The following is a 24,958-nucleotide window of genomic DNA, read 5'->3' on the forward strand; positions in this document are numbered from 1 at the left end:
GCACGCCGCCCGGCCGGACAGCTCCCGCACTCAGCCGGACGCCGCCGCACCAGCCTGAAACACCAGCCACCCCCGGGAAGGACACCCCGTGGCCACCTCCATCCGAGCCGCAGCCGAGGACGGCTCGGCCCCGCCCAGCGCCCCCCGGCGCACCGGCCCCGCCGCCGCACCACCCCGCTCCGCCTGGCGCTCGCGCCTGTACCGGCTCGACCTCAAGGCCTCCCCGTACGCGTACATCGCGCCGTTCTTCCTCTGCTTCGCCGCCTTCGGCCTCTTCCCGCTGATCTGGACCGGCTGGCTCTCCCTCCACCGCGTCGACCTGCTGAACACCGACGTGATGGACTGGCGGGGCGTCGACAACTACACCCGGCTCTGGGACACCGACCAGTTCTGGAACGCGCTGCGCAACACCTTCACCATCGGCGTGATCTCCACCGTCCCGCAGCTGCTGATGGCCCTCGGCCTGGCCCACCTGCTCAACTACCGTCTGCGCGGCCGGGGTTTCTTCCGGGTCGCGATCCTCGCCCCGTACGCGACCTCGATCGCCGCCGCGACACTGGTCTTCGTCCAGCTCTTCAACCCCGACTACGGGATGATCAACTGGTTCCTCTCGCTGGCCGGCATCGAGCACACCGACTGGTACGCGGACACCTGGCCGTCCCAGATCGCCATCTCCACCATCGTGACCTGGCGTTGGACCGGCTACAACGCGCTGATCTACCTCGCCGCGATGCAGGCCGTCCCCAAGGACCTGTACGAGGCGGCGAGCCTGGACGGGGCGTCCCGCTGGCAGCAGTTCACCAAGGTCACCATCCCGTCCATCCGCCCCACCATCCTGTTCACCATCATCGTGTCGACCATCGGCGCCACCCAGCTCTTCGGTGAGCCGATGCTGTTCGGCGGCGGAGTGGGGGTGAGCGGCGGCTCCGCACACCAGTTCCAGACCCTCAGTCTCTACATGTACGAACTGGGCTGGCCCAGCCGCCAGTTGGGCCGGGCGTCGGCCGTCGCCTGGACGATGCTGCTGATCCTGCTCCTGATCGGGGCCGTCAACCTCCTGATCGCCCGCCGCAACCGCTCCAAGCTGGGAGGCTGACCGTGACCACCGCCCTCTCCACCGCGCCCAGGCGCCGATTCCGGGCCGGCGCTGGCGACCACGACAAGGCCGGTCCGGTGGCCTACGTGGTGCTCGCACTGGCCGCCGCGGTCTCGCTCTTCCCGCTCTACTGGACGTTCGTCGCGGCCAGTTCGACCGGCGAGCGCGTCGCCCAGTCGCCTCCGCCGCTGGTGCCGAGCGGCCAGCTCTGGCACAACATCACCACCGCCTGGGACCAGGCGGACATGGGCACGGCCCTGCTGAACTCGACCGTCGTGGCCGGCTGTGTCTCGCTCAGCACGGTGCTCTTCTCCACCCTGGCCGGCTTCGCCTTCGCCAAGCTCCCGTTCCGCGGCCGGAACGCGCTGCTCACCCTGGTGGTGGCCACCATGACCATCCCGCCGCAGCTCAGCGTGATCCCGCTCTACCGGATCATCACCGGCCTGCACTGGGGCAACCAGCTGCAGGCGGTGATCCTGCCCTCGCTGGTGGCGGCCTTCGGGGTGTTCTTCATGCGCCAGTTCCTGGTCGAGGCACTGCCGGTGGAGCTGATCGAGGCCGCCAGGGTGGACGGGGCGCACAGTCTGCGGATCATCTGGCACGTCGTCCTCCCGATCGCCCGCCCCGCGATGGCCGTTCTCGGCATGCTGGTCTTCGTCCAGTCCTGGAACGACTTCTTCTGGCCCTTCGTGGTGCTGACCCAGCAGAACCCGACCGTGCAGGTCGCCCTGTCCGCGATCGGCGGCGGCAGCGGTCACGACATCAACCAGGCCGTGATCATGACCGGCGCCCTGGTCGGCACCCTCCCGCTGCTGCTGATCTTCGCCCTGCTCGGCAAGCACATCGTCGGCGGCATCACGGCCGGCGCAGTCAAGAGCTGACCGACGTCCTCAGGCCGCCCACCACACTTCATGGGAGCGCTCCCGCATGACAACCACCGAATCGCACACCGTCCAGGCCCCGACCGGAAGCAGCTTCCCGCCCGGCTTCGCCTGGGGAGCCGCCACCGCCGCGTACCAGATCGAGGGAGCCGTGGCCGAAGGCGGCCGCACCCCGTCCATCTGGGACACCTTCAGCCACACCCCCGGCAAGGTGCTCGACGGCGACACCGGCGACACCGCGGTCGACCACTACCACCGCTTCCGCGAGGACGTCCGGCTGATGGCCGAGCTGGGCCTGACCTCGTACCGCTTCTCGCTCTCCTGGCCCCGCATCCAGCCGACCGGTCGCGGCCCGGCCGTCGAGCGCGGGCTGGACTTCTACCGTGCCCTGGTCGACGAGCTGCTCGACCACGGCATCACCCCCGTCGCCACCCTCTACCACTGGGACCTCCCGCAGCACCTGGAGGACCTCGGCGGCTGGCCGGCCCGCGACACCGCCGCCCGGTTCGCCGACTACGCCGCCCTCGCCGCCGAGGCCCTCGGTGACCGGGTCGGCATCTGGACCACCCTCAACGAGCCCTGGTGCAGCGCCTTCCTCGGGTACGGCTCCGGCGTGCACGCCCCCGGCCGCACCGATCCCGCCGACGCGCTCAGGGCCGCGCACCACCTCAACCTCGGCCACGGCCTGGCCGTCGGCGCCCTCCGCAGCGCCCTGCCCTCCTCCGCACGGACCGCCATCTCCCTGAACCTGCACCAGATCCGCCCGCTCACCACCGACCCCGCCGACCGCGAGGCGGCCCGCCGGATCGACGCGGTCGGCAACCGCGTCTTCACCGGCCCGATCCTCGGTGGCGCGTACCCCGAGGACCTGCTCGCCGACACCGCCCACCTGGTCGACTGGGACAGCCTGGTGCAACCCGGCGATCCGGCCGAGATCTCCCGGCCCATCGACCTGCTGGGCATCAACTACTACACGCCGACCGTGGTCTCCTCCGCCGAGAACGCCAAGGACCTCCCCCGCCACGACGGCCACGGCGCCAGCGAGGCCTCCCCCTGGCCGGGCGCCGAGGACGTGGCGTTCCACCTCGCCCCCGGCGAGCGCACCGCGATGGGCTGGCCGATCGACCCCTCCGGCCTCACCGACCTGCTGCTCGACGTGCACCGCGCCCACCCGGGCCTCCCGATGCTGGTCACCGAGAACGGCGCGGCCTTCGAGGACGCCGTCGGCCCCGACGGCGCCGTCGACGACCCCGAACGAATCAGCTACCTGCACGGCCACCTCGCCGCCGTGGCCCGGGCCGTCGAGGCCGGCGCCGATGTGCGCGGGTACTACCTCTGGTCGCTGATGGACAACTTCGAGTGGGCGTACGGCTACGGCAAGCGCTTCGGAGCCGTGCACATCGACTACCGGACCCTGGCCCGCACCCCGAAGGCCAGCGCCCGCTGGTACGCCGAGGTGATCCGCCGGGGCGGCCTCCCCCAGAGCCCTGAGCTGTGACGATTACGTTACGTCACCACAATGCGTGACTTTACGTAGGGCCCGCTCGTTCTCTCCTCACGTGCGAGCCAATCGAGCGGTCCCACCCCAGTCCGCAGCAGCCCCCACCGCGCATCGCAGCGGCCGGCTGCCCCGACCCCGGACCCGGACGCTCGCGGCCGGCAGCGCGGTGCTCGCCCATGTGTGGGGGCTCGGCCTCGGCATGACCAGCGCGTACGCCGCGGCCGGCGAGCCCGCGACGGACCTGGTCAGCCGGGCCGACGCGCCCGCGCTGCTGGACCAGCTGACCGGCACGGCCGTACCGGCGCTGGAGCGCCAGGCGGCACCCGTCGGGCAGGTGCTGCAGGACCGGATCAGGGCGGGTGGCCTGCCGCTCCCCGGGCAGGCCACCACGGTGCCCGACGCCTTCGCGATCGCCGCCGTGCTGCTCCCCGCCGTCCCCCCGCAGCCCCGGGGGGACGGCGCCGCGCGTGCCTCCCGCGCCGCCACACCCGGCGCCGAGAGCCGGACGGCCACCGAGGCGGGGCTTCCCGCCCAGCGCACGAGCGATGCCGTGGCGGGCACCGCCCACCTCGCCGCCATCCGTACCGGCCCGGGCCCGGTGGGCGCGGCCGGCCCGCAATCGGCAGCGGTACGGCTGCAGAACCCCGAGCAGCCGGCTCCCGAGGACGGGATCGCTCTCGCCACCGCCTACCCGGTGGACACCGACGGCGACCTCACCGCCGTCCTGGTCCCGATCGCGGCGGGACTGCTGCTCACCGGCGCCGCCATGTACAAGCATCGCGGCATTCCGCGCGGCCACTGAGGCGGCCTTCCGGCGGCGCGCAAGGCGACCGACGGCAGGCCTCCGTCAGTGGAAGACCCCTGGCGGTGGCGCGGGCGACGGGGCAGCCGTGGCGTCGGTTGCGGGCGCCGCACCGGCCGTGAAGTCCGCCAGCGCGCGACCGTGCTCGACCCGGCCCAGGTAGGAGTCGGAGGCCACCCGGCGGCCCAACTCTTCGAGCGGCAGCGGCTGATGGGCTGAGGCCAGGATCAGGTTGCCGAAGCGCTTGCCGCGCAGCACCGCCGGGTCGGCCACCAGGCAGACCTCCGGGAAGACCGCGCGCAGGGTGGCCACCTGGGACCTGGCGAAGAGAAGTGACGATCCGTCGGTGATGTTCACGGCGTACCGGCCGCCGGGGGACAGCGCCCGGGCCGCCAGCGCGGCGAACTCGACGGTCGCGCAGTGGGAGGGCACCCGGGCGCCGGCGAAGATGTCGGCGATCACGAGGTCCACGGCGCCCTCCGGGGCGCGCTCCAGGACCGATCGGGCGTCGGAGCCGCGGACCTTGATCTGCCAGCCGCGCTCCAACGGCAGTTCCGTGCGGACGAGTTCGGTCAGCGCGGTGTCGATCTCGGCGACCTGCTGACGGGAGCGGGGGCGGGTGGCGGCGACGTAGCGGGCCAGCGTGAGGGCGCCGCCGCCGAGGTGCAGCACGGTGATCGGCCGGCCCGGCTGAGCGGCCAGATCGATCAGGTGGCCGAGCCTGCGCTGGTACTCGAAGCCCAGGTACGTCGGGTCGGCCAGGTCGACCAGGGACTGCGGCGCACCGTCCACCAGCAGCGTCCAGGCCCGGGCGCGGTCACGGTCCGGGACGAGCTCGGCCAGACCGGTGTCGACCGGGCGGGCCAGCGGGCCCTGCGCGTGCACCCGGGCGCCGCCGGAGGCACCACCGGGTGCGGCGGGCGTCGGCTCGGCCTCGGTACGAGCCCTGCCGGCCCTGTTGCGTCCCATGGCGACCATTATCGCCGGGATCGGAGCCGGGGCCGACGGCGAAGCCGCAGCTCGGAGCTGCCGACCGGGGACGGCCTGCCCGACACCCATGGGTCAGAACGGGCCGAGGCCGCCCGCAGTCAGTGTGCAGGCGGCCTCGCAGAGGGCCGAGCGGAGCACCCACGCGTCCGTGGGGCGGACCAGGTTGTTCGGACCCGACGGGGGCATCACCCACCGTGGATCGGTGGGCGGGAGAAGGACGGCCCCCGCCGTACAGGTGCTGCCGGGCAGGTGCCAGCGCTCGGCGGTACCGGCCGGGACCAGGAAGGCGATCGCCGACCCGCCCGCCGTCTGGAGCACCGCCCCGCAGGCCCTGCGAAGCCGCAGGATGTCGACCGTCTCCAGACCGTGCCGGACCGGGACGGTGACGGTGTCGTACCCGGTCGGCACGGGATGCGCGGCGGCGCCGCCGCCTCCCAGGCACGACGGCTCACCGCCGCCCCCGCCGTCCGGCACCAGGGCGGGCGCGACACCCGGGAGCACTCCTCCGGCGGCCAGGCGTCGGTACTGCGGCACTCCGGTGGCCATGGGGGCCCTCCTGTCACCTCGTCAGGTCGGAAGCCGAGCTGCTCGATCGCGTGATCGGTTGGGGGTGCGAGCCGAGGCTTCCACGTATCAGGACAACGCTGTTTGTGTGCCGGAGGCCACGGGGGGACGTACAGCAAGCAATGGCATTTCATGGCAGAACTCGGCAACGCTGCCGGAAATATGCCGAATTGACCGCACATGATCCGGCAACTCGCCGTATTCGAGCCATGACTCCCGGTACTGTCGTGCCATCGCCGCGGCGCTCCCACCAGGCCCGCCCCGGCCCCTCCGCATCTGCCGCCACCCGCGGCCGCAACCCCTCGGTACCGGACCCCGCACCACAGCTCACGAACCACCGATCACGAACCACCGCAGGACCACCGCAGGACCAGCACAAGGCACCACCCGGCACGACCTCTCAGCACTAGCTCGGAGCGCAGAGCATGGCAGCCACGAGATCCCTCGAACCGCAGCCCTCACCGGCTGCCGCCGCCCCCAACACCGCGATGCGCGAGCTGCGCGGGGATCGCTCCCCCGGCGAGTTCGCCACCGCGATCCGCCGGGCCGCCCGCGAGATCGGCGAGCACGTGTCCTGCGACGCCCGCTACGTGGGGCGGGTCGAGGCCGGCGAGATCCGCTGTCCCAACTACGCGTACGAGCGGGTGTTCCGGCACATGTGGCCGGACCGCTCGCTGCAGGAGCTCGGCTTCGCCCCCCGTACGGCGGTCCGCCGCCGTACGGGGGAGACCGCCCCGTCTCCCGCGTCGGCACTCGGGATCGGTGGCGTGCTCCTGCTCAACGATTCGCACCATCCCGACGAGGAGAACGACGACGTGCGTCGCCGTACGTTCCTGAGCGGCGGCTCGACCGCCCTGGCGGCAGTGCTCGGCCTTGACGGGCCGGCCGAGGCCGCAACCCCCCGATCCGACTCCGTCCGCACCGAGTCGGACCAGTCCCGGCCGTCCCGCACCGAGGTGACGCTGTCCCAGTTGACCCTGTCCGGCCTGCCCCGCCAGGCCGCTCCCCCGCCGCGCAGGGTGGGCGCCGCCGAGGTTCGCGGTGTCGAGCAGGCCGTCCGGGACATCCGCCTGCTCGACGACGCGCACGGCGCGGACGCGCTCTTCGAGCTGGCGGGCCAGTCCCTGCGCAGCGCGTACGTCCTGCTGAACGACGGTGAGTACAGTGCGGCCACCGAGCGGCGGCTCCAGGCCGGGGCCGGCGAGCTGGCGATCTCGGTCGGCTGGCTGGCCCACGACTCCAACCGGCCGGCCGACGCGCGTTCCTTCTACGCCGAGGCACTGGCCACCGCCCGGATGGCGAACGACGCGTCATTGGAGGCCCACGTCTTCTGCAACAGCGCCTTCCTGGCCCGCGACGCCGGACGCCCCCGCGAGGCGCTGCGGGCGGCCCAGGCCGGCCAGGCCGCGGCCCGCAGGCTGGACTCGGACCGGCTGCTGTCGCTGCTGGCGATGCGCGAGGCGGGCGGCTGGGCGCTGCTGCAGGACCGGTCCGCCTGCGAACGGGCGCTGGGCCGGGCGTACACGCTGTTCGACCGGGGCGAGTCGGAGGCCGATCCGGAGTGGATGTCCTTCTTCGGGGAGGCCGAGATCGCCGGTCTTGAGGCGCAGTGCTGGTCGGCGCTGGGCGAGTGGGACCGGGCGAGCGAGCGGGCCTGCCGTGCCATAGCGCTGCAGGCGCCGCACTTCGTCCGCAACCGGGTGCTCTACACCGCCGAGCTGGCTCACGACCGGCTCGGCCGCGGTGACCTGGCAGGGGCGGCCGGACACGGCTCGGCCGCCGTCCTGCTGCTCGCCGAGGTCCGCTCGGCCCGGATCCGGGGCATGCTGGCCGACACCGCGGGCCACCTGCGCGCCCACCGGACGGTACCCGAGGTCGGCGCGTTCCTGGCCGAGTACGACACCGCGATCGCGGCCTGACCCGTAGATCCGTACCCCGGACCGCTCCGGCCTGACACACCGTCAAGCCGGGTCGGTCCGGGCCGTGTCAGCCCTCCTGCAGGTGGCTGAGGTCGTTCCAGACCTCCACGGCGGGCAGCCCGTACTCCCAGGACAGCACCGAGAGCGCCGCCGTCCCGAGCTTGAAGCGCTGGGCGTACTCGGGCTGCAGGCCGAGCCAACGGGCCGTCAGGATGCGCAGCAGGTGGCCGTGGGCGAAGAGCACCACGTCACGGTCGGCTCCGTGCATGGTGGTGGTGTCCGGGTGCGGCACACCGTGCTCGTCGTTGAGCCCGGCGAGGAAGGTGTCGGTCCGGGCCGCGACCTCGGAGAGCTTCTCGCCGCCGGGCACCCCGTCGCGCCAGATCAGCCAGCCCGGGTGGTCGGTGGCCCGGATGTCGTGGCCGGTGCGGCCCTCGTACCGGCCGTAGTCCCACTCCATCAGTTCGGGGCGGTCGACGGCCCGGTCGCCGAAGCCGGCCAGTTCGCAGGTCTCCTTGGCCCGGGAGAGCGGGCTGGTGTAAACGAGGGCGTCGGGCAGGCCGTTCCAGGGCGCCTGCGCCAGCCGTGCGCCGAGCGCACGGGCCATCGCGCGGCCTTCCTCGGTGAGCGGGATGTCGGTACGGCCGGTGTGGCGGCCGGTGGCCGACCAGTCGGTCTCGCCGTGCCGGACGAGCACGATGCGGGCGGGCATGGGGGGACTCCTCGCAGCTGGGGTGGCAGTGGCCGGTCTCACCATTGAGTGCCGGGTCCCATGATTCCCTACTCGCCGGTTACCTCCGGGTAGGCCCGGGGCGACGCGTTCCGTCCCGGATTGTCGGACCCGGATGCAACACTGGGCCGCACCATGAACGTCTCGCACTTCAGGCAGGCAGAGCCTCCCCCAACCTCCGGCCGGGGGGACCCCCACGCCCAGCGGCTCTCCGAGCTGCGCGGCCCGGCGCCGCAGCGCAGCCTCGACGCCCGTGCCCTCGCCGCGCTCGCCGCCAATCCGGGCTGCCGCCGCCGTGCCGTGCTCGACGCCGCAGGCGTCGACAAGGCGGCCGTCGCCCAGCAGCTGGGCCGTCCCGCCCCGTTCGGCCAGTCGCCGTTCGCGATAGCGCGCGGCAACATCTTCGAGTCCCGCCTCAAGGACGACGGCTATGCGGCACTGCTTGAGCCGCTCCGCCGCCACCTGGGGCTGCCGGCCGACTCGACCCCGCTCACCGTGCCCGACCTGCTGCGCCGCGCCACCCCCGCCGTCCGGGCGGAGCGCACCCGCGAGGCCCTGGCCTCCGCCGCGGCCGACCGGTCCGCCTGGACGCTGCTGGACCACCCGATGCTCCGGCTCACCGTGGCCGGCAGCCCGGCGTACCTGGAGCCGGACGCCGTGGTGGTGCACGGTGGCCGCTGCACGGTGGTGGAGATCAAGTCGTTCCCGGTCCTGGACGGCTCCGCCGACCCGGCCAAGGTCGGCGCGGCCGCCCGCCAGGCCGCCGTGTACGTGCTGGCGCTCCAGGAGACGGCGGCCGCGCTGGCCGGCGGTGCGCTCGACGCGTCGCCGTACGCCGCCCCGGAGTTCCCCGGCAGCCCGGAGCTCAGCGTGCTGCTGGTCTGCCCGAAGGACTTCACCAACCGGCCGACGGCCGCGGCGGTGGACATCCGCCGCGAGCTGGCCACGACACGCCGTCAGCTCGCCCGGCTGACGAGGATCGAGCAGCTGCTGGACGCCCTGCCGCCGGGCACCACCTTCGATCTGGCTCCGGACGAAGCGGGCAGCCCCACGCGGCCCGTCGAGGAGCTCTCCGCCGCCGTGGAGGCGGTCCCGGCCGCCTACAGTCCGGACTGCCTCTCCAGCTGCGAGCTCGGCTTCCACTGCCGCGCCCAGGCCCGCTGCGCCGACTCCGTCGAGCAGCTCGGCCGGGGTGTCCGTGGCGAGCTGGGCAGCATCCGTACGGTCACCGAGGCGCTCGCCGCCGCGACAGGTCAGGCCCGTGAGACAGGCCGGGCCCGGGAATCGGACGAGGCCGCGGCCCGTCTGGCGTATGCGGCCGCGCTGCGTTCCGAGGCCCTCGGGAGGCCCGTCCGATGAGTCTGCTCAGCACCATCGCCCGGCTGGAGGCCGTCCGCAGCGGGCGGGCCGAGCCGCTGGCGACCGTCCGGCACCGGCACCTCTCCGGGCGGCCGATGGTGGTGGTCCCGCTCGCGGCCGCCGGTGAGGCCGGCGCGCCGCTCGCCGTGCTGCTCGGCACCGACCGCGAGGCGCCCCGCCTGCACATCGTGCCGCAGCCGCTCAACCGCACCCAGCGATTCGACTTCCTGGCCCGCTTCGCCGCCGATCTGCTCCCCTACCTGGAGTCCTTCGGTGCCGAGGTCGAGCAGATCGAGGGCTCCGAGAAGGACCCGGAGACGGGCGAGAAGACCCAGGTCTTCCGTGAACTGTGTGCCGACGCCCCGCAGTTGATCGTCCCCAACGGCGGCGCCGTCCAGCACCTGGCACTGCTCGGCCGGTCCACCCGGTTCCGCCGCACCGCCGAGGATCCCGACCCCGGCGCCTACCCGGCGCCGACTCAGGTGCCGCTGCTGGGCCGCTGGCTGACGCATCTCACCGAGCGCGCACAGGTGCCCGGCTCCAGCCTGCTGCTCCCGATGACCGGCCTGCTCGCCCGCCACTGGGCGACGGGCCAGAGCCACCTGGAGGACCAGCACCTGGCCGCCCAGCTCGGCTGGCACTCCCCGCCGCCCGGCCTGACGGGCGCCGAGGCCGCACTGCGGGCGGAGACCGAGCGCGATGCGAACGGGCAGCTCACCCACCCGCCCGCCGGTCCCGCCACCGACCCGGCCTTCGACTCGGGCGTCCTGTCCCCCGCGATCACCCGCCACGACGCCGCCCTCGTCGCCTTCCAGCAGGCGTCTCCCGACCAGGCCGAGCGCGCCGAGCTGCACGTCAAGCAGGCGTCGGAGCAGCTGCACTCCGCCTTGGAGAAGGTCCTCCTGCCCACCTGGCTCGACGTCTGGCACGGCCTCGACCTGCTGCGCGCGCTGCCCCCGGCCGCCCACCTCGCCGAGCGCTGGGAGAGCGACCGCTGGTCGTACACCGGCCATCGCGACCGCCTCGCCGCCGGGGAGCCCCCGCAGCCGAAGCAGGACGACGCCGTGACCGCCGCCCGCAAGCTCGCCCAGCGCGAGCGCGAGCAGGCGAGGCTGGACGTCCAGGAGGCGCTGGACGACCCGCTCGCGATGGCCGAGTGCCGGCTGGCCGGCGAGGCCTTCACCGGGGTGGTCACCGAGGTGACGCCCGCGTACGACACCTCGGGCCGCTCGCCCAAGCCCCGCCCGCTGGTCACCGTCCGCACGGCCGACCGCCCGCATGCCGACCCGGGCCGCGAGGTGCACCGGGCACCTCAGGCCGGGGCAGGGCCGGCGGCGCAGAAGGCGCTGATCGTCGGCTCCGACCCGGCCGAGGGCACGATCACCGTCCGGGTCACCTCCGGGATGGGTCGGAAGAAGGAGCCCGAGCCGGGCACCGTGCCCGAGCCCGGCGACCGGATCACCTTCACCCTCTTCGAGCTGACGCCCCGCCGGTCCGCCCCGCTCCCCGAGCCGGACGACACCCCCTGGACGCACGGCGGCCCGCCCGGCGCCATCGAGCATTCGCCTACCGCCACCGAAGAGTGGGAATGACCAGCACCATGACTACCGGCCCGGACGGCTCCGCCGTCCTCAAGGCTCCCGCCGCCCCCGAGGCGCCCATCGCCCCCGGCGTCGCCGCCGACGCCGCCGTGGCCGCGATCCTGGACGCCACCGTCCATCCCTCCCCCGGCGCCCCGCGCGGGGTGGTGGTCGACTCCCCGCCCGGCGCGGGCAAGTCCACCCTGGTGGTGAAGGCCGCCCGGGAGCTGGTCGGGGCCGGCGAGCGCCTGATGATCGTCGCCCAGACCAACAGCCAGGTGGACGACCTGGTCGACCGCCTGGCCGAGAAGGGCCCGGACCTGACCATCGGGCGCCTGCACGCGAGCGACTCCCACCCCGCCCCCGAGGCGCTGCGGCACGCCAATGTCACCCCGTCCGACAAGGTCAGCGCCCTGCTGGAGCACGATGTGGTGGTCTCCACGGCCGCCAAGTGGCAGTGGGTCAAGACCGAGGCCCCGTGGCGGCACGCGATCGTGGACGAGGCGTACCAGATGCGCTCCGACGCGCTGCTCGCCGTCGCCCGGCTCTTCGAGCGGGCGCTGTTCGTGGGGGACCCGGGCCAGCTCGACCCGTTCACCGTGGTCGGCACCGACCAGTGGGCCGGGCTCTCGTACGATCCGTCGAGCAGCGCGGTGGTCACCCTGCTCGCACACAACCCGGCGATCCGCCCGCACCGGCTGCCGGTCTCCTGGCGGCTGCCGCACAGCGCGGCGCCGTTGATCTCCGCCGCCTTCTACCCGTACACGCCGTTCCGCTCCGGTACCGGTCCCGGTGAGCGGCTGCTGACCGCCTCCGTCCGCCCGGACGGTTCCGCCGTGGACACCGCGATCGACGAGGCCGCCGAGCACGGCTGGGCGCTGCTGGAGCTGCCCGCGCGGCACACCGTCCGGACGGACCCGCAGGCGGTGGCCGCCGTCGCGGCCACCGTCCGGCGCCTGCTCGACCGCGGGCTGACCGCGCACTCCGAGCAGGGGTCCGCCCCGCTCACCCCGGGCCGGATCGCCGTCGGCACCGCCCACCGGGACCAGGCGGCCGCCGTCCGGGCGGCGCTCACGGGGCTCGGCGTTCCGGTCGATGCGGCCGCCGGCCCGGCCGTCACCGTGGACACCGCCAACCGGCTGCAGGGGCGCGAGTACGACGTCACCGTGGTCCTGCACCCGCTCTCGGGGCGGCCGGACGCCACCGCGTTCCATCTGGAGACCGGCCGGCTCTGTGTGCTCGCCTCGCGGCACCGGCACGCCTGCATCGTGGTCGCCCGGGCCGGGATCGCGGAGCTGCTGGACGAGCACCCGGCGACGGAGCCGGTGCAGCTCGGCGTCACGGTGAAGTTCCCGGACGGCTGGGAGGCCAACCATGCCGTCCTCGCCCACCTCGGCGAGCATCGCGTTCGGCTCGCCTGACCCGGCCGGGGCGCACGGCCCGGGAATAGCGCCCGCACGCACACCGTTCCGCTACCGGTCACCGCCGCGCGACAATGGACGGCGGTAAATACCGGCTGCCCATGCCCCGAGGGCAGCCGTCACCCATCACCCCGGAGGTGTCCACCGATGCCCGACCGCCACTCACCGGTCTCCGACCAGAGCGGCCAGCACGGCCAGAGCACCCCGTCCCCGACCGCGCCGGCCGTACCGGGCCCCGCCAACCCCGTCCGCCGGCTGCGCCCGGCCCAGCTGCTGTTCGAACCGCAGGCCGACGAGCCCGAGCCCGAGCGCTTCTTCGACCTGGAGTCGATCGACGACCCGGCCGAACTGCTCCGCCGCTCCACCGAGTTGACCCTGGCCTTCCGCGCCGCCGCCGAGCGCGCCACCGACTTCCAGGCCATCGCCGCCGCCCAGCTCGCCGACACCCGGCGCTTCGACGCCCTGTCCCCCGCCGAGATCGCCGCCCGCGTCGACTGGACGCCCGACTACGCGGCCCGGATGGTCGAGTACGGCCAGAGCCTGCTGAAGCAGCACCGCAACGGCGAGCGCTGACCGGCGCCCCACGGCCGCACCGCAGGCTGGCCACTGGCATATGCGCGTGGGATGGGAAGGGTACGCCCCCGCCCCCCGCACTGTCCGGCAAACGAGGCTTTCCCTCCGCGCAGGCCCCGCCTCGCGCCAATCTGCTGTGCGTGGACATCTGGACGTATCAATCCGTGGAGTACGTCACCGTGGCCGGGGAGTCCTGGCTGGCCTCCGCGAGTGAGTACCCGCGCAGCATGCGCGCCCTGTGGGAGTCACGCCCCTGGGCACCCTCGGTCCTGCCCTGCGGCCGCGTCTTCGACGTGATCAGCATGCCGTCGCTGTTCGGGCGCAAGGTGCTGGACGAGCTGTGGGCCTCCGGTCCGGGCTGCGGCCCGGTCGCGTCGTTCCGCGGCCGTACCCTGCTGTTCGTCCAGCCGGGCGCGGCGCCTCGGCTGCGGACCCTGCTGGCCTGGGAGGAGTGGGCCCGCGAGGTTCCGCCGCTGCTCTGCCACGGCCTGGGCGACGCGGTGACCGTCCCGCCCGTGCAGCGGATGGTGGACGCGCCGGACTCCCCCGGCCAGGGGGCCGGCCGCTGGATCGTGGCTCCCGACACCAAAGAGCCGTGGCTGCCGGGGGCCGCCGTGGTGCTCTGGGCATGCGTCCGCGCCTCCCGGGGCGCGGTGTCCACCCCGCGCGAGCTCCCGGAGGCCGACCCGTCGACCCCCGGCGCGCCGCTGTACCCACTCCCGTCCGCCTGAACCACCGCCCGGCGGTATTCGATTTTGGCTCCGCCCGACCCCGCTGCTAGAGTTTTCTCTGTCAGCAGGCGCCGCTAGCTCAGTTGGTTAGAGCAGCTGACTCTTAATCAGCGGGTCCGGGGTTCGAGTCCCTGGCGGCGCACAGACAGCGAGAGGCCCTCCGCGCAAGCGGGGGGCCTCTCGGCGTTTCCGAGCCCGGGCCGCCCGGGCGTGGGCCGCGCCGATCAGCGCGGCCCACGTCCTGAAGCACCCGTCCCGCGACCCGCCGTCAGCGGCCCCGCAGCGAGCGGTAGTCCGCGACCAGCGCGGCGGTGGAGCTGTCCAGCGCCTCCGCGCCCTCACCGGTGAGCAGCACAGGCTCGATCCGCTTGGCGAGGACCTTGCCGAGCTCGACGCCCCACTGGTCGAAGGAGTCGACGTTCCAGACCGCGCCCTGGACGAAGACCTTGTGCTCGTACAGCGCGATCAGCTGGCCGAGCACCGACGGGGTGAGCTCGGCCGCCAGGATGGTGGTGGTCGGGTGGTTGCCCTTGAAGGTCTTGTGCGGCACCAGGCGGGCCGGCACGCCCTCGGCCGCGACCTCCTGCGGGGTCTTGCCGAAGGCCAGCGCCTGGGTCTGCGCGAAGAAGTTGGCCATCAGCAGGTCGTGCTGCGCCACCAGCCCGGAGGGCAGGTCGCCGACCGGCTTCGCGAAGCCGATGAAGTCGGCCGGGATCATCTTCGTTCCCTGGTGCAGCAGCTGGTAGTACGCGTGCTGCCCGTTGGTCCCCGGCGTGCCCCAGACCACCGGCCCGGTCTGCCAGGTGACCGGGTTCCCCTCCCGGTCCACCGACTTGCCGTTGGACTCCATGTCCAGCTGCTGCAGGTACGCGGTGAACTTCGACAGGTAGTGGGAGTAGGGCAGCACCGCGTGCGACTGGGCGTCGAAGAACTCGCCGTACCAGACCCCGAGCAGGCCCAGCAGCAGCGGCACGTTCTCCTCCGCGGGCGCGGTCCGGAAGTGCTCGTCCACCAGCCGGAAGCCCGCCAGCATCTCGCGGAACCGCTCGGGGCCGATCGCGATCATCAGCGAGAGGCCGATGGCCGAGTCGTACGAGTAGCGGCCGCCCACCCAGTCCCAGAACTCGAACATGTTCGCCACGTCGATGCCGAAGTCGGCGACGCCCTCGGCGTTGGTGGAGAGCGCCACGAAGTGCTTGGCCACCGCGTCCTGGCCGGCACCCAGCTGCCCGAGCAGCCACTCCCGCGCCGAGGTCGCGTTGGTGATGGTCTCGATCGTGGTGAAGGTCTTCGAGGCCACGATGAACAGCGTCTCGGCGGCGTCCAGGTCACGGACGGCCTCGTGCAGGTCCGCGCCGTCCACGTTGGACACGAAGCGCACGTCCAGGTCCCGCTGGGTGTACGAGCGCAGCACCTCGTACGCCATCGCCGGGCCGAGGTCCGAGCCGCCGATGCCGATGTTCACGACCGTCCGGATGCGCTTGCCGGTGTACCCGGTCCACTCGCCCGAGCGGACCCGGTCGGAGAACGCGGCCATCTTGTCCAGCACCGCGTGCACGGCCGGCACCACGTTCTCGCCGTCGACCTCGATCACCGCGTCACCCGGGGCGCGCAGCGCGGTGTGCAGCACCGCCCGGTCCTCGGTGATGTTGATCTTCTCGCCCCGGAACATCGCGTCCCGCAGCTCGGCCACACCCGTCGCCGCCGCCAACTCGCGCAGCAGTACCAGCGTCTCGTCCGTCACCAGCTGCTTCGAGTAGTCGACCAGCAGGTCACCCACCCGCAGCGAGTAGCGCCGCCCGCGCTCCGGATCGGCGGCGAACAGCTCGCGCAGGTGCTGCTCGCCGAGTTCCTCGCGGTGCTTGGCCAGCGCCGCCCACTGCGGCAGACGATCGAGCGGGGTACGGATGGTGGCGTGGTTCGCCGTCATCGGTTGCTCCTTGAGTCATCCGGTTGTACAGATACCGGCAGGGGCCCAGCGGGAGGGTTGCGCGAGGTCTGGCGGTACAGAGAGTGGTGCGCCGACTCCGTTGACGGCCTGCCCCGGGCAAGCCTACGCGCCTGGCGTGACGTCACCGGCCTGCCGAGCCCGACGTCATCTGCGCGTTGGGGTGACGTCACCTGCAGAACATTCCGTCGGCGCGGCGAGCCGGTTCGGCCTTGACCTCAAGCGGCCTTCAACTTGCACAGTGGTGGCCGGACCTGACGAAGAGGAGATCCTCACCATGCTGGCATCGGCATTCTCGGAGCCCGGCGGCCCCGACGTCCTGCATGTGGTCGAGCTGCCCGTCCCGGCGCCCGGGCCCGGCGAGGTGCTGGTCAAGGTGCTCGCCGCCGGGATCCAGCCCGCGGACGCCGCCGTCCGCTCCGGCTGGAGCCCGCCCGGCGCCACGATCGTGCTGCCCGCCGTTCCCGGCAACGAGTTCGCCGGGGTGGTCGAGCAGCTCGGCGCGGGCAGCTTCGGGTGGGAGGTAGGAGACGAGGTCCTCGGGTTCCGGCTGCTCGGCGGCCATGCCCAGTACATCACCGTGTCCGGCGACCACCTGGTCGGCAAGCCCGCCGCGATGCCCTGGGAGGAGGCCGGGTCGCTCTCCGCCTCCGGGCAGACCGCGCATGTGGCCCTCACCGAGCTCAAGGTCCGCTCGGGCGAGACCGTCCTGATCCACGGCGCCTCCGGCGGGGTCGGCACCGTCGCCGTCCAGCTCGCCCGCGCCTGGGGCGCCAAGGTGATCGGCACCGCGAGCGAGCGCAACCACGACTACCTGCGGGAGCTGGGCGCCGTCCCGGTCACGTACGGCCCGGGGCTGGCCGACCGGGTCCGCGCCGTCGCGCCGGACGGTGTGGACGCCGCCCTGGACGCCGCCGGGCGCGGTGCCCTCGACGCCTCCGTCGAGCTGGTGGCAGAGCGCGATCGGATCGGCACCATCGTCGACTACGAGGCCGCCCGGCGCCTCGGCGTACGCGGGCTGCGCGGCCCCCGCACCGCCGCCCGCCTCGCCGAGCTGGTCGAGCTCTGGGAGGCCGGCGGCCTTCAGCTGGAGATCGCCGCGACCTTCCCGCTCGCCCGCGCCGCCGACGCCCACCGGCTCGTCGAGGCCGGTCACGTCCGCGGCAAGGCCGTGATCACACCGTGGGTCTCGGAGTAGCCGACCCGATTGTGAGTTTCGGCCGCTGACCAGGTAATGTTCTTCCCGTCAGCAGGCGCCGCTAGCTCAGTTGGTTAGAGCAGCTGACTCTTAATCAGCGGGTCCGGGGTTCGAGTCCCTGGCGGCGCACAGACAGGCCAAGGGTCCTCTCGCTTCGGCGAGGGGGCCCTTGGTCGTTTCCGCACGTCGTATCCGCAGGTCGTGTCCGTGCTCGGCAACAGGAAGGCTCCCTCATGCGCTGGTCCCAGATGTACGCCCCCACCCTGCGGGACGACCCGGCGGACGCGGACGCGGCGAGCCACCGGCTGCTGGTCAGGGCCGGGTTCGTCCGACAGCTGATGGCCGGGCACTACTCGCTGCTGCCGCTGGCCGTCCGGGTCCGGACCAAGGTCGTCGACATCATCCGCGAGGAGATGGGCCGGATCGGCTCCCAGGAGTGGATCCTGCCGGCCATGCACCCGGCCGAGATCTGGCAGCGGACCGGCCGCTGGGAGGTGATGGGCGACGAGATGTTCCGCCTCAAGGACCGCAAGGGCGCCGACCTCGCGCTGGGCATGACGCACGAGGAGATCTTCACGACGCTCGCCCACGAGCTCTCCTCCTACAAGCAGCTGCCGCAGATGTGGTACCAGTTCCAGACCAAGTTCCGGGACGAGCCGCGCCCGAAGAGCGGCCTGCTGCGGGTCCGCGAGTTCACCATGAAGGACTCGTACAGCTTCGACCTCGACCAGGCCGGGCTCGACCGCTCCTTCGACCTGCACCACGACGCCTACGTGCGGATCTTCGCCCGCCTCGGCATCCCGGCCATCCCCGTGCAGGCCTCCAGCGGCAGCATGGGCGGCTCGGCCTCGGTCGAGTTCATGTCCCCGACCGAGGCGGGCGAGGACCTGGTCGTCCACTGCACCGCCTGCGGCTACGCGGCCAACGTGGAGAAGGCCACCTCTGCCCTTCCGGCCGTCCAGGACCCGGACGGCCTCGCCTCCCCCGAGCCCTTCGACACCCCCGAGGCCCGCACCATCGAGGAGCTGGCCAGGCAGCACGGGGTGCCCGCCGAGGGCCAGATCAAGACCCTGGTGTACGTCGTCGACGACCGCCTCACCCTGGTCCTGGTCCGCGGGGACCACAGCCTGGTCGAGCAGAAGCTGATCGACGCCACCGGTGCGACCGCCGTCCGCCCGGCCCAGCCGGAGGAGATCGAGGCGGCGCTGGGAGCATCGCCCGGCAGCCTGGGCGCGGTCGGCGTCACCGGGCTCACCGTCCTCGCGGACGAGGCGCTGCGCGGCCGCCGCGCGATGACCACCGGCGCCAACCGGGACGGCGTGCACCTGCGCGGCGTGGACGTCGAGCGGGACATCGCCGTGACGCGGTGGGCTGACTTCCGCGAGGTCGTCGCCGGCGAGACCTGCCCGAACTGCCCGGCCGCGCTGGAGGTGGTCCGCACCGTCGAGGTCGGCCACATCTTCAAGCTCGGCTACAAGTACACCGAGACCCTGGACGTCACCGTGCTCGGCCCGGACGGCAGCCGGATCAAGCCGATCATGGGCAGCTACGGCATCGGCGTCGAGCGCGCCATCGCCTCCGTGGTCGAGTCCCACCACGACGAGAAGGGGATCGTCTGGCCGGTCTCCGTCGCACCGTTCGAGGTGGTCGTCGTGCCGATCGGCAAGAACGACGAGGAGACCACCAAGGTGGTCGAGGACATCTACGAGCAGCTGCGCGCCGACCGGGTGGACGTCGTCCTGGACGACCGGGACGAGCGCCCGGGCGTGAAGTTCGCCGACATCGAGCTCGTCGGCATCCCGTACCGGATCACCGTCGGCCCCCGCGGTCTCAAGGAGGGCGTGGTCGAGGTGGTATCCCGCGCCACCGGCGAGACCACCCGGGTGCCGGTCGCGGACGCCGCCCGCACGGTCGCGGGCCTGGTCGCCGAGAGCCGCTAGCCGAACGACGAGGGTCGGGCCACCGCCGAGGCGGTGCCCGACCCTCGTGCTACCGGGTCAGCCGAAGTAGCCGTCGAAGTTCTTGGAGAACTCCCGCCCGCTGTACTGGTCCCAGTTGATCGACCAGGTCATCAGGCCGCGCAGGTTGGGCTGGGCACCGCTGCGGGGGACGTAACTGCCGCAGTTGGCGGCCTTGGTGAGGCAGTCGAGTGCCTTGTTCACCTCGGTGGGGCTGACGTAGCCGTTGCCCGCGTAGGTGGCGGCCGGCATGCCGATGGCCACCTGGGAGGGGGCGAGGGCCGGGAACATGTTGGCGGTGTTGCCGGCCACCGGGAAGCCCTTGAGCAGCATGTCGGTCATCGCGACGTGGAAGTCCGCGCCGCCCATCGAGTGGTACTGGTTGTCCAGGCCCATGATGGAGCCGGAGTTGTAGTCCTGGACGTGCAGCAGGGTCAGGTCGCCGCGCATCGCGTAGATGACCGGCAGGTAGGCGCCGGCGCGCGGGTCCTGACCGCCCCAGGGGCCGGATCCGTAGTACTGGTACCCGAGTTGGACGAAGAAGGTCTCCGGGGCCATGGTGAGGACGAAGCCGGAGCCGTACTTGGCCTTGAGGGTCTTCAGGGCGGAGATCAGGTTGACCACGACCGGCGTGGTCGGGTTCTTGAAGTCGTTGTCGCCGGTGTTCAGCGACAGCGAGTGGCCCTCGAAGTCGATGTCGAGCCCGTCCAGGCCCCACTTGTCGATGATCGCGGAGACCGAGCTGACGAAGGTGTCCCGGGCGGCCGTGGTGGTGAGCTGGACCTGGCCGTTCTGGCCGCCGATCGAGATCAGCACCTTCTTGCCCTTGGCCCGCTTGGCGGCGATGGCCGCCTTGAAGTCGGCGTCGGACTCGACGGAGGGGCACTCGCTCACGGAGCAGCGGTTGAACCGGATGTCGCCGGAGGTGACGGAGGTCGGCTCGCCGAAGGAGAGGTTGATGACGTCCCAGGAGTCCGGGATGTCGGCGACCTTGGTGTACCCGGCGCCGTTGGCGAAGCTCGCGTGCAGGTAGCCGACCAGGGCGTGGGTCGGCAGGCCCCCGCTGGGCGGCGGCGTCGACGTCGGCGGCTGGGACGTCGGTGGCTGAGACGTGGGCGGCTGCGAGGTGGGCGGCTGGGACGTCGGCGGCTGCGAGGTGGGCGGCTGGGACGTCGGCGAGGGCGAGGGCGCGCCCGGCCCGTCCAGCGAGACGTCGTCCGCATAGTAGGTGCCCTGCCCGTACCACCCGTGCGTGTACACCGTCGCGCTGGTCTGGCTCGCGCCCGTGGTGAAGCCGACCGTGAGCTTCTGGTACGCGCCGCCCGTCCCGGGCGTCCAGGTGCTGGCCCCGCCGTCGACGCCGAGGTAGACGTACGCACCCTTGACGTACGCGCTGAGGGTGTAGGCGGTGTTGGGCGTCACGGTGACGGTCTGCGAGCACTGTGCCGAGTCACTGGCCGAGGCGGCTCCGGCGAGCGCGTAGCTGCCGGCGTGTGCCTGGCCGGTGACGACGCTGCCGGTGCCGCCGGTGCAGCTCCAGGGGCCGAGCGAGCCGCTCTCGAAGCCGCCGTTGGTCAGGAACTCGCCGGCCGTGGCGGAGGACGCCAGGCCGAAGGTGAGCGCGACGGCGCCGGCCGCGGCGACGGCCCAGGCGGTACCGCCTGCGACCAGGCGTCTTGTGGTTCGGGGAGTACGCATGTGGGGGATGCTCCTACCTCGAGGCATGGGGGTGCCCAAGCGCGCCGGTGGGGGTCGGCGGGGCGCATCACGGCGCCCGGTTGGACTAGACCACTGAAGCGAATCCGCCCCACAGGTGTCAATGGCTCCGGCGCCGCCGCGTTCTGGCGCCCCGTCGCCTGACGGTGCGTGGAGCAGCCCCGGTTGCGCCCGGCCCAAGGCGGCCGAAGCATGGAGAGGTGACCGCGTCCGGCTACCTGAGGTACCCCCACCTGCGCGGCGGCCTGCTCACCTGCACCGCCGAGGACGACGTCTGGGCGGCTCCGCTGGCCGCCGACGGCACGGTGGGCCGGGCCTGGCGGGTCAGCTGCGACCGCACCCGGGTCAGCCACCCCCGCCTCTCCCCCGACGGCGCCACCATCGCCTGGACCAGCTGGCAGGCGCTCACCCCCGAGGTCTGGACGGCCCCCGCGGCGGGCGGCGAGGCCACCCGGCTGACGTACTGGGGCAGCCAGGACACCCGGGTGCGCGGCTGGCTGCCCGACGGCGAGATCCTCGCCGTCACCTCGTTCCACGAGCCCTTCGCCCACTACACCTGGGCGTACGCGCTGCCGCCGGACGGCGCCCCCGGCCACCGGATGCCCTGGGGGCCGGTCAACGACGCCCAGGTCGGCGCCGAGCACACGGTGCTGCTCACCGCCGCCGCGCCGCACGAGCCCGCCGCGTGGAAGCGCTACCGGGGCGGCGCCACCGGCCGGCTCTGGCTGGACACCACGGAGATCCTCCCGGACCACCCCGGCCATCTGGCCTCGCCGATGTCGATCGGCGACCGGATCGCCTTCCTCTCCGACCACGAGGGCATCGGCAACCTCTACTCCTGCCGCCCGGACGGCACGGACCTGCGCCGGCACACCGACCACGCCTCGTACTACGCCCGTGAGGCCGCGACCGACGGCACCAGGATCGTCTACCAGCACGCGGGCGACCTCTGGCTGCTGGACGGCCTGGACGCTCCCGCGCCGCACCGCCTGCACGTCCCGCTCGGCGGAGCGCGGGCCGGCCGGCGCCCGTACCAGGTCTCGGCCGCCGCCCAGGTCAAGGACCTGGTCTGCGACTACACCGGCCGGGCCAGCGCGATCACCGTGCGTGGCAGCCAGTACTGGCTGACCCACCGGGACGGCCCCGCCCGGGTGCTCGCCGACACGCCGGGCGTGCGGACCAGGCTGCCCGTCCTGCTCGGGTACACCGGGCAGCTCGCCTGGGTCACCGACGCCGAGGGCGAGGACGCCGTCGAGCTGGCCCCGCTGCCCTCGCGCGGCAGCCCCGAGACCCCGGCGCGGCGGATCTCCGCCGGCCGGATCGGCCGGGCGCTGGAGCTGGCCGCCACCCCGGACGGCCACACCCTGGCGGTCGCCACCTCCGACGGCCGGCTGCTGCTGGTGTCCACCGCCGACGGCGAGGTCCGCGAGGTGGCCGCCTCCGCGTACGGGCCGGTGAGCAGCCCGGCCTTCTCCCCCGACTCGCGCTGGCTGACCTGGTCCCAGCCGGTGGCCGGGCGCTCGCTGCGCAGCATCCAGCTCGCCAAGGTCGACTCGCCGGAGCTCACCATCGACGTGACCGGCGGCCGCTTCGAGGACGAGCACCCGGTCTTCACCCGGGACGGCCGCTTCCTGGTCTTCCTCTCCTGGCGGGGCTTCGACCCGGTGCACGACGTGCACACCGGCGACATGTCCTTCCCGCTGGGCTGCCGCCCCTACCTGGTGCCGCTGGCCGCCGGCACGCCCTCGCCCTTCGCCTCCCCCGCCGAGGGGCGCCCACCGGTCGGCCTGGACCCGGAGGAGGCGAGCGGCGACGGCACCGTCACCGTGGATCCCCGCGGCCTGTCCACCCGCCTGGTGCCCTTCCCGGTGATCGCCTCCAAGTACTCCTCCACGGCGGCGGTGCGCGGCGGCCTGGTCTGGCTGCGCTGGCCGATCTCCGGCGCCCTGGGCCAGACATTCGCCAACCCGGCGGACATCTCGGGCCGCCCGTCGCTGGAGTACTTCGACCTGGCGCACGGCACCCGCACCACGCTGGTCGACAAGCTGGACGGCTTCTCGGTCTCCGGCGACGGGAGCGCGATCCTGGTCTACTCGACCGGCACGCTCACGCTCTACCAGCTCCCCTCGGCAAGCTCCCCGCTCTCCGTCGACCTCCGCCGGATCACCCACACCGTCCACCCGGCCGACGAGTGGCGCCAGTCGTACCACGAGGCGGCCCGGATCGTCCGGGACCAGTTCTGGGACACCGAGATGTGCGGCCTGGACTGGCCCGCCCTGGTCGAGCAGTACGAGCCGCTGCTCGAGCGCATCGCCTGCCCCGACGACTTCGCCGACCTGCTGCGCGAGCTCCTCGGCGAGCTGGGCACCTCGCACGCCTACGTCACCCCGGCCCGGCGCGGTGAGGGCCCGCAGCCCGTCCAGCAGCCGCTCGGCCTGCTCGGCGCCAACGCCCACCGCGCCCCCGACGGACGGTGGCTGGTGGACCGCATCCTGCCCGGCGAGTCCTCCGACCCCCGGGCCCGGGCCCCGCTCGCCGGGTACGGCATCCGGGACGGCGACGAGTTCGTCGCCGTCGCCGGCCGCCCGCCCGACCCGGTGCGCGGCCCCGGTCCGCTGCTGGCCGGCACCGGCGGCACCACGGTCGAACTGGCCTTCCGCAGCGACCCCGGAGGGCCGGTCCGGCGGATCGCGGTGACCCCGCTGACCGACGAGCGCCCGATCCGCTACCAGGACTGGGTGACCAAACGGCGCCACCTGGTACGGGAGTTCAGCGACGGCCGGTGCGGCTATCTGCACATCCCTGATCTCGGCGGCTCCGGCTGGGCCCAGTTCAACCGCGACCTGCGGCGCGAACTCGACCGCCCGGCCCTGGTGTTGGACGTGCGCGGGAACGCGGGCGGCAATGTCTCGGAGCTGGTCCTCGAGAAGCTCACCCGCCGGGTGCTGGCCTGGGACTTCGCCCGGGACCGCCGTCCGGTCCGCTACCCCAGGGACGCCCCGCGCGGCCCGCTGGTCGCGCTGGCCGACCACGCCACCAGCTCGGACGGCGACGTGATCATCACCGCCATCAAGCTGCTGGGGCTCGGCCCGGTGGTCGGCAGCCGCACCTGGGGCGGCGTGGTCGGCATGACCGGGCGGCACACGCTCGGCGACGGCACGCAGATCTCGGTGCCCAAGATCGCCTCCTGGTTCACCGGCGGCATCGGCTGGTCGGTGGAGAACCACGGCGTCGAGCCGGACGTCCACGTCCTGCGTACCCCGCACGCCTGGGCCAGGGGCGAGCACACCGAGCTGGTGACCGCCGTACGGCTCGCCATGGACCTGCTGGAGGACACCCCCGCGGCGACGCCCGCCCCGCCCGACACCCCTCGACCCGACCTGCGGCGGCCACCGCTGCCGCCACGCTGAAGGGGTGCACCCGCTCGGCGGGTGCACCCCTTCAGCGTGGCCGGAGGCCGGTCAGTCCCAGGGGTCGCCTTCGGCCGTCATGTCCTCGGCGGCCCTGCGGTCCTGCTCGGTCAGCTCCGTCGTCCCGGGAGTCTCCTCGCTCGCCTTCTTCTCCACGTCGACGGCGAACGCGTCGGCCGCCTCGTCGTGAGCCAGCGCCGCGCGCTGGGCCGGGTCCATCTGCTCGTGTGCCTTCCCCCGGAACCTGTCGAAGATGCCCATGTCTCCTCCTCGGGATCGGTCGGACGATGGGCTGCCCTCACTGTCACACTACGCCGCCGGACGTGCCACCGGGGCGCGCCCCATCAGGGCGCGCCCCGGTGGTTCGACCGCGGTGGATCACCACGGATTGTCGGGGTCCTCCAGCGTCTGCTGGCCCTCCTCGAGCTTCTCCTGGGCGGTGTCCTTGGCCTTCTCCGCCTGCGTCGACATCGCGTCCGAGGCCTGCTCGGGCTGGTCGTCGAGCTTGGACTTCGCCTGCTCGGCAGACTGATGTGCCTGGCTCCTGAAACGGTCGAAAAGGCCCATGTCTCCTCCTTGGG

20 protein-coding genes and 2 tRNA genes are annotated in these 24,958 nt (G+C 73.2%); 15 read left to right on the forward strand and 7 right to left on the reverse strand.

What is annotated here, in order from left to right; all coding sequences use genetic code 11:
* The first annotated feature begins 88 nt into the window (after window positions 1-88).
* From FB465_RS11865 to FB465_RS11880, 4 genes are all read left to right on the forward strand, one after another.
* Window positions 89-1,096: a carbohydrate ABC transporter permease gene (locus FB465_RS11865; RefSeq protein WP_145790148.1), complete on the forward strand. Its 1,008-nt coding sequence runs from the start codon at window positions 89-91 to the stop codon at window positions 1,094-1,096.
* 2 nt (window positions 1,097-1,098) lie between these two features.
* Window positions 1,099-1,977 carry a carbohydrate ABC transporter permease gene (locus tag FB465_RS11870; protein ID WP_246192624.1) on the forward strand — a complete coding sequence of 293 codons (879 nt, stop codon included), beginning with the start codon at window positions 1,099-1,101 and terminating at the stop codon, window positions 1,975-1,977.
* A 46-nt stretch (window positions 1,978-2,023) separates the two neighbouring features.
* Entirely contained in the window at window positions 2,024-3,475 is a 1,452-nt protein-coding gene (locus FB465_RS11875) for a GH1 family beta-glucosidase (RefSeq protein ID WP_145790151.1), read from the forward strand.
* A 61-nt stretch (window positions 3,476-3,536) separates the two neighbouring features.
* Window positions 3,537-4,280, forward strand: coding sequence for a hypothetical protein (locus tag FB465_RS11880; protein WP_145790153.1), 744 nt, complete (start codon window positions 3,537-3,539; stop codon window positions 4,278-4,280).
* Window positions 4,281-4,325: 45 nt separating this feature from the next.
* On the opposite strand, the gene FB465_RS11885 is transcribed toward FB465_RS11880, so the two are convergent.
* Both FB465_RS11885 and FB465_RS11890 read right to left on the reverse strand, forming a co-directional pair.
* Complete coding sequence (locus tag FB465_RS11885) at window positions 4,326-5,249, reverse strand: spermidine synthase (RefSeq protein ID WP_170290570.1); 924 nt, start codon at window positions 5,247-5,249, stop codon at window positions 4,326-4,328.
* A 93-nt stretch (window positions 5,250-5,342) separates the two neighbouring features.
* On the reverse strand, window positions 5,343-5,816 hold the full coding sequence (locus tag FB465_RS11890; protein WP_246192625.1) for a hypothetical protein: 474 nt from the start codon (window positions 5,814-5,816) through the stop codon (window positions 5,343-5,345).
* A 443-nt stretch (window positions 5,817-6,259) separates the two neighbouring features.
* Between FB465_RS11890 and FB465_RS11895 the strand changes: the two genes are divergently transcribed.
* The gene (locus tag FB465_RS11895; protein ID WP_145790154.1) at window positions 6,260-7,753 is read left to right on the forward strand and encodes an NsdA family TPR-like regulatory protein; all 1,494 of its coding nucleotides are present in this window, start codon (window positions 6,260-6,262) and stop codon (window positions 7,751-7,753) included.
* 67 nt (window positions 7,754-7,820) lie between these two features.
* On the opposite strand, the gene FB465_RS11900 is transcribed toward FB465_RS11895, so the two are convergent.
* Entirely contained in the window at window positions 7,821-8,465 is a 645-nt protein-coding gene (locus tag FB465_RS11900) for a histidine phosphatase family protein (protein ID WP_145790156.1), read from the reverse strand.
* Between the two features lie 153 nt (window positions 8,466-8,618).
* Between FB465_RS11900 and FB465_RS11905 the strand changes: the two genes are divergently transcribed.
* From FB465_RS11905 to FB465_RS11930, 6 genes are all read left to right on the forward strand, one after another.
* On the forward strand, window positions 8,619-9,842 hold the full coding sequence (locus tag FB465_RS11905; protein WP_145790158.1) for a hypothetical protein: 1,224 nt from the start codon (window positions 8,619-8,621) through the stop codon (window positions 9,840-9,842).
* On the forward strand, window positions 9,839-11,434 hold the full coding sequence (locus FB465_RS11910) for a hypothetical protein (RefSeq protein WP_145790160.1): 1,596 nt from the start codon (window positions 9,839-9,841) through the stop codon (window positions 11,432-11,434). The genes FB465_RS11905 and FB465_RS11910 overlap by 4 nt, the downstream gene beginning before the upstream one ends.
* Window positions 11,431-12,843 (forward strand): AAA family ATPase, encoded by a 1,413-nt coding sequence (locus FB465_RS11915; RefSeq protein WP_425461165.1) that lies wholly within the window; start codon window positions 11,431-11,433, stop codon window positions 12,841-12,843. Before FB465_RS11910 ends, FB465_RS11915 begins: the two co-directional genes overlap by 4 nt.
* Before the next feature lie 147 nt (window positions 12,844-12,990).
* Window positions 12,991-13,416 carry a hypothetical protein gene (locus FB465_RS11920; RefSeq protein ID WP_246192626.1) on the forward strand — a complete coding sequence of 142 codons (426 nt, stop codon included), beginning with the start codon at window positions 12,991-12,993 and terminating at the stop codon, window positions 13,414-13,416.
* A 140-nt stretch (window positions 13,417-13,556) separates the two neighbouring features.
* Window positions 13,557-14,147, forward strand: coding sequence for a bifunctional DNA primase/polymerase (locus FB465_RS11925; protein WP_211785763.1), 591 nt, complete (start codon window positions 13,557-13,559; stop codon window positions 14,145-14,147).
* 68 nt (window positions 14,148-14,215) lie between these two features.
* Window positions 14,216-14,289, forward strand: a tRNA-Lys gene (locus FB465_RS11930).
* Window positions 14,290-14,415: 126 nt separating this feature from the next.
* Here FB465_RS11930 and pgi read toward each other — a convergent pair.
* Window positions 14,416-16,077 carry a glucose-6-phosphate isomerase gene (gene pgi, locus FB465_RS11935; protein WP_145790162.1) on the reverse strand — a complete coding sequence of 554 codons (1,662 nt, stop codon included), beginning with the start codon at window positions 16,075-16,077 and terminating at the stop codon, window positions 14,416-14,418.
* 295 nt (window positions 16,078-16,372) lie between these two features.
* Between pgi and FB465_RS11940 the strand changes: the two genes are divergently transcribed.
* The 3 genes from FB465_RS11940 to FB465_RS11950 all read left to right on the forward strand — a co-directional run bounded on the left by FB465_RS11940 (window position 16,373) and on the right by FB465_RS11950 (window position 19,233).
* A complete protein-coding gene (locus tag FB465_RS11940) occupies window positions 16,373-17,293 on the forward strand; it encodes an NADP-dependent oxidoreductase (protein ID WP_145790163.1) in 921 nt (306 codons plus the stop codon).
* A 55-nt stretch (window positions 17,294-17,348) separates the two neighbouring features.
* Window positions 17,349-17,422, forward strand: a tRNA-Lys gene (locus tag FB465_RS11945).
* A gap of 104 nt (window positions 17,423-17,526) precedes the next feature.
* A complete protein-coding gene (locus FB465_RS11950; protein ID WP_145790165.1) occupies window positions 17,527-19,233 on the forward strand; it encodes a proline--tRNA ligase in 1,707 nt (568 codons plus the stop codon).
* A gap of 57 nt (window positions 19,234-19,290) precedes the next feature.
* Here FB465_RS11950 and FB465_RS11955 read toward each other — a convergent pair whose 3' ends face one another.
* Window positions 19,291-20,949, reverse strand: a complete 1,659-nt coding sequence (locus FB465_RS11955) for a chitinase (protein WP_145790167.1) — start codon at window positions 20,947-20,949, stop codon at window positions 19,291-19,293.
* A 218-nt stretch (window positions 20,950-21,167) separates the two neighbouring features.
* Here FB465_RS11955 and FB465_RS11960 point away from each other — a divergent pair, with 218 nt between their 5' ends.
* Complete coding sequence (locus FB465_RS11960) at window positions 21,168-24,377, forward strand: S41 family peptidase (protein ID WP_246192627.1); 3,210 nt, start codon at window positions 21,168-21,170, stop codon at window positions 24,375-24,377.
* A 51-nt stretch (window positions 24,378-24,428) separates the two neighbouring features.
* Here FB465_RS11960 and FB465_RS11965 read toward each other — a convergent pair whose 3' ends face one another.
* Window positions 24,429-24,638 (reverse strand): hypothetical protein, encoded by a 210-nt coding sequence (locus tag FB465_RS11965; protein ID WP_145790169.1) that lies wholly within the window; start codon window positions 24,636-24,638, stop codon window positions 24,429-24,431.
* A 117-nt stretch (window positions 24,639-24,755) separates the two neighbouring features.
* Complete coding sequence (locus tag FB465_RS11970) at window positions 24,756-24,944, reverse strand: hypothetical protein (RefSeq protein ID WP_145790171.1); 189 nt, start codon at window positions 24,942-24,944, stop codon at window positions 24,756-24,758.
* Window positions 24,945-24,958: the final 14 nt, after the last annotated feature.

This window comes from Kitasatospora atroaurantiaca (assembly GCF_007828955.1).
Classification (GTDB): domain Bacteria; phylum Actinomycetota; class Actinomycetes; order Streptomycetales; family Streptomycetaceae; genus Kitasatospora; species Kitasatospora atroaurantiaca.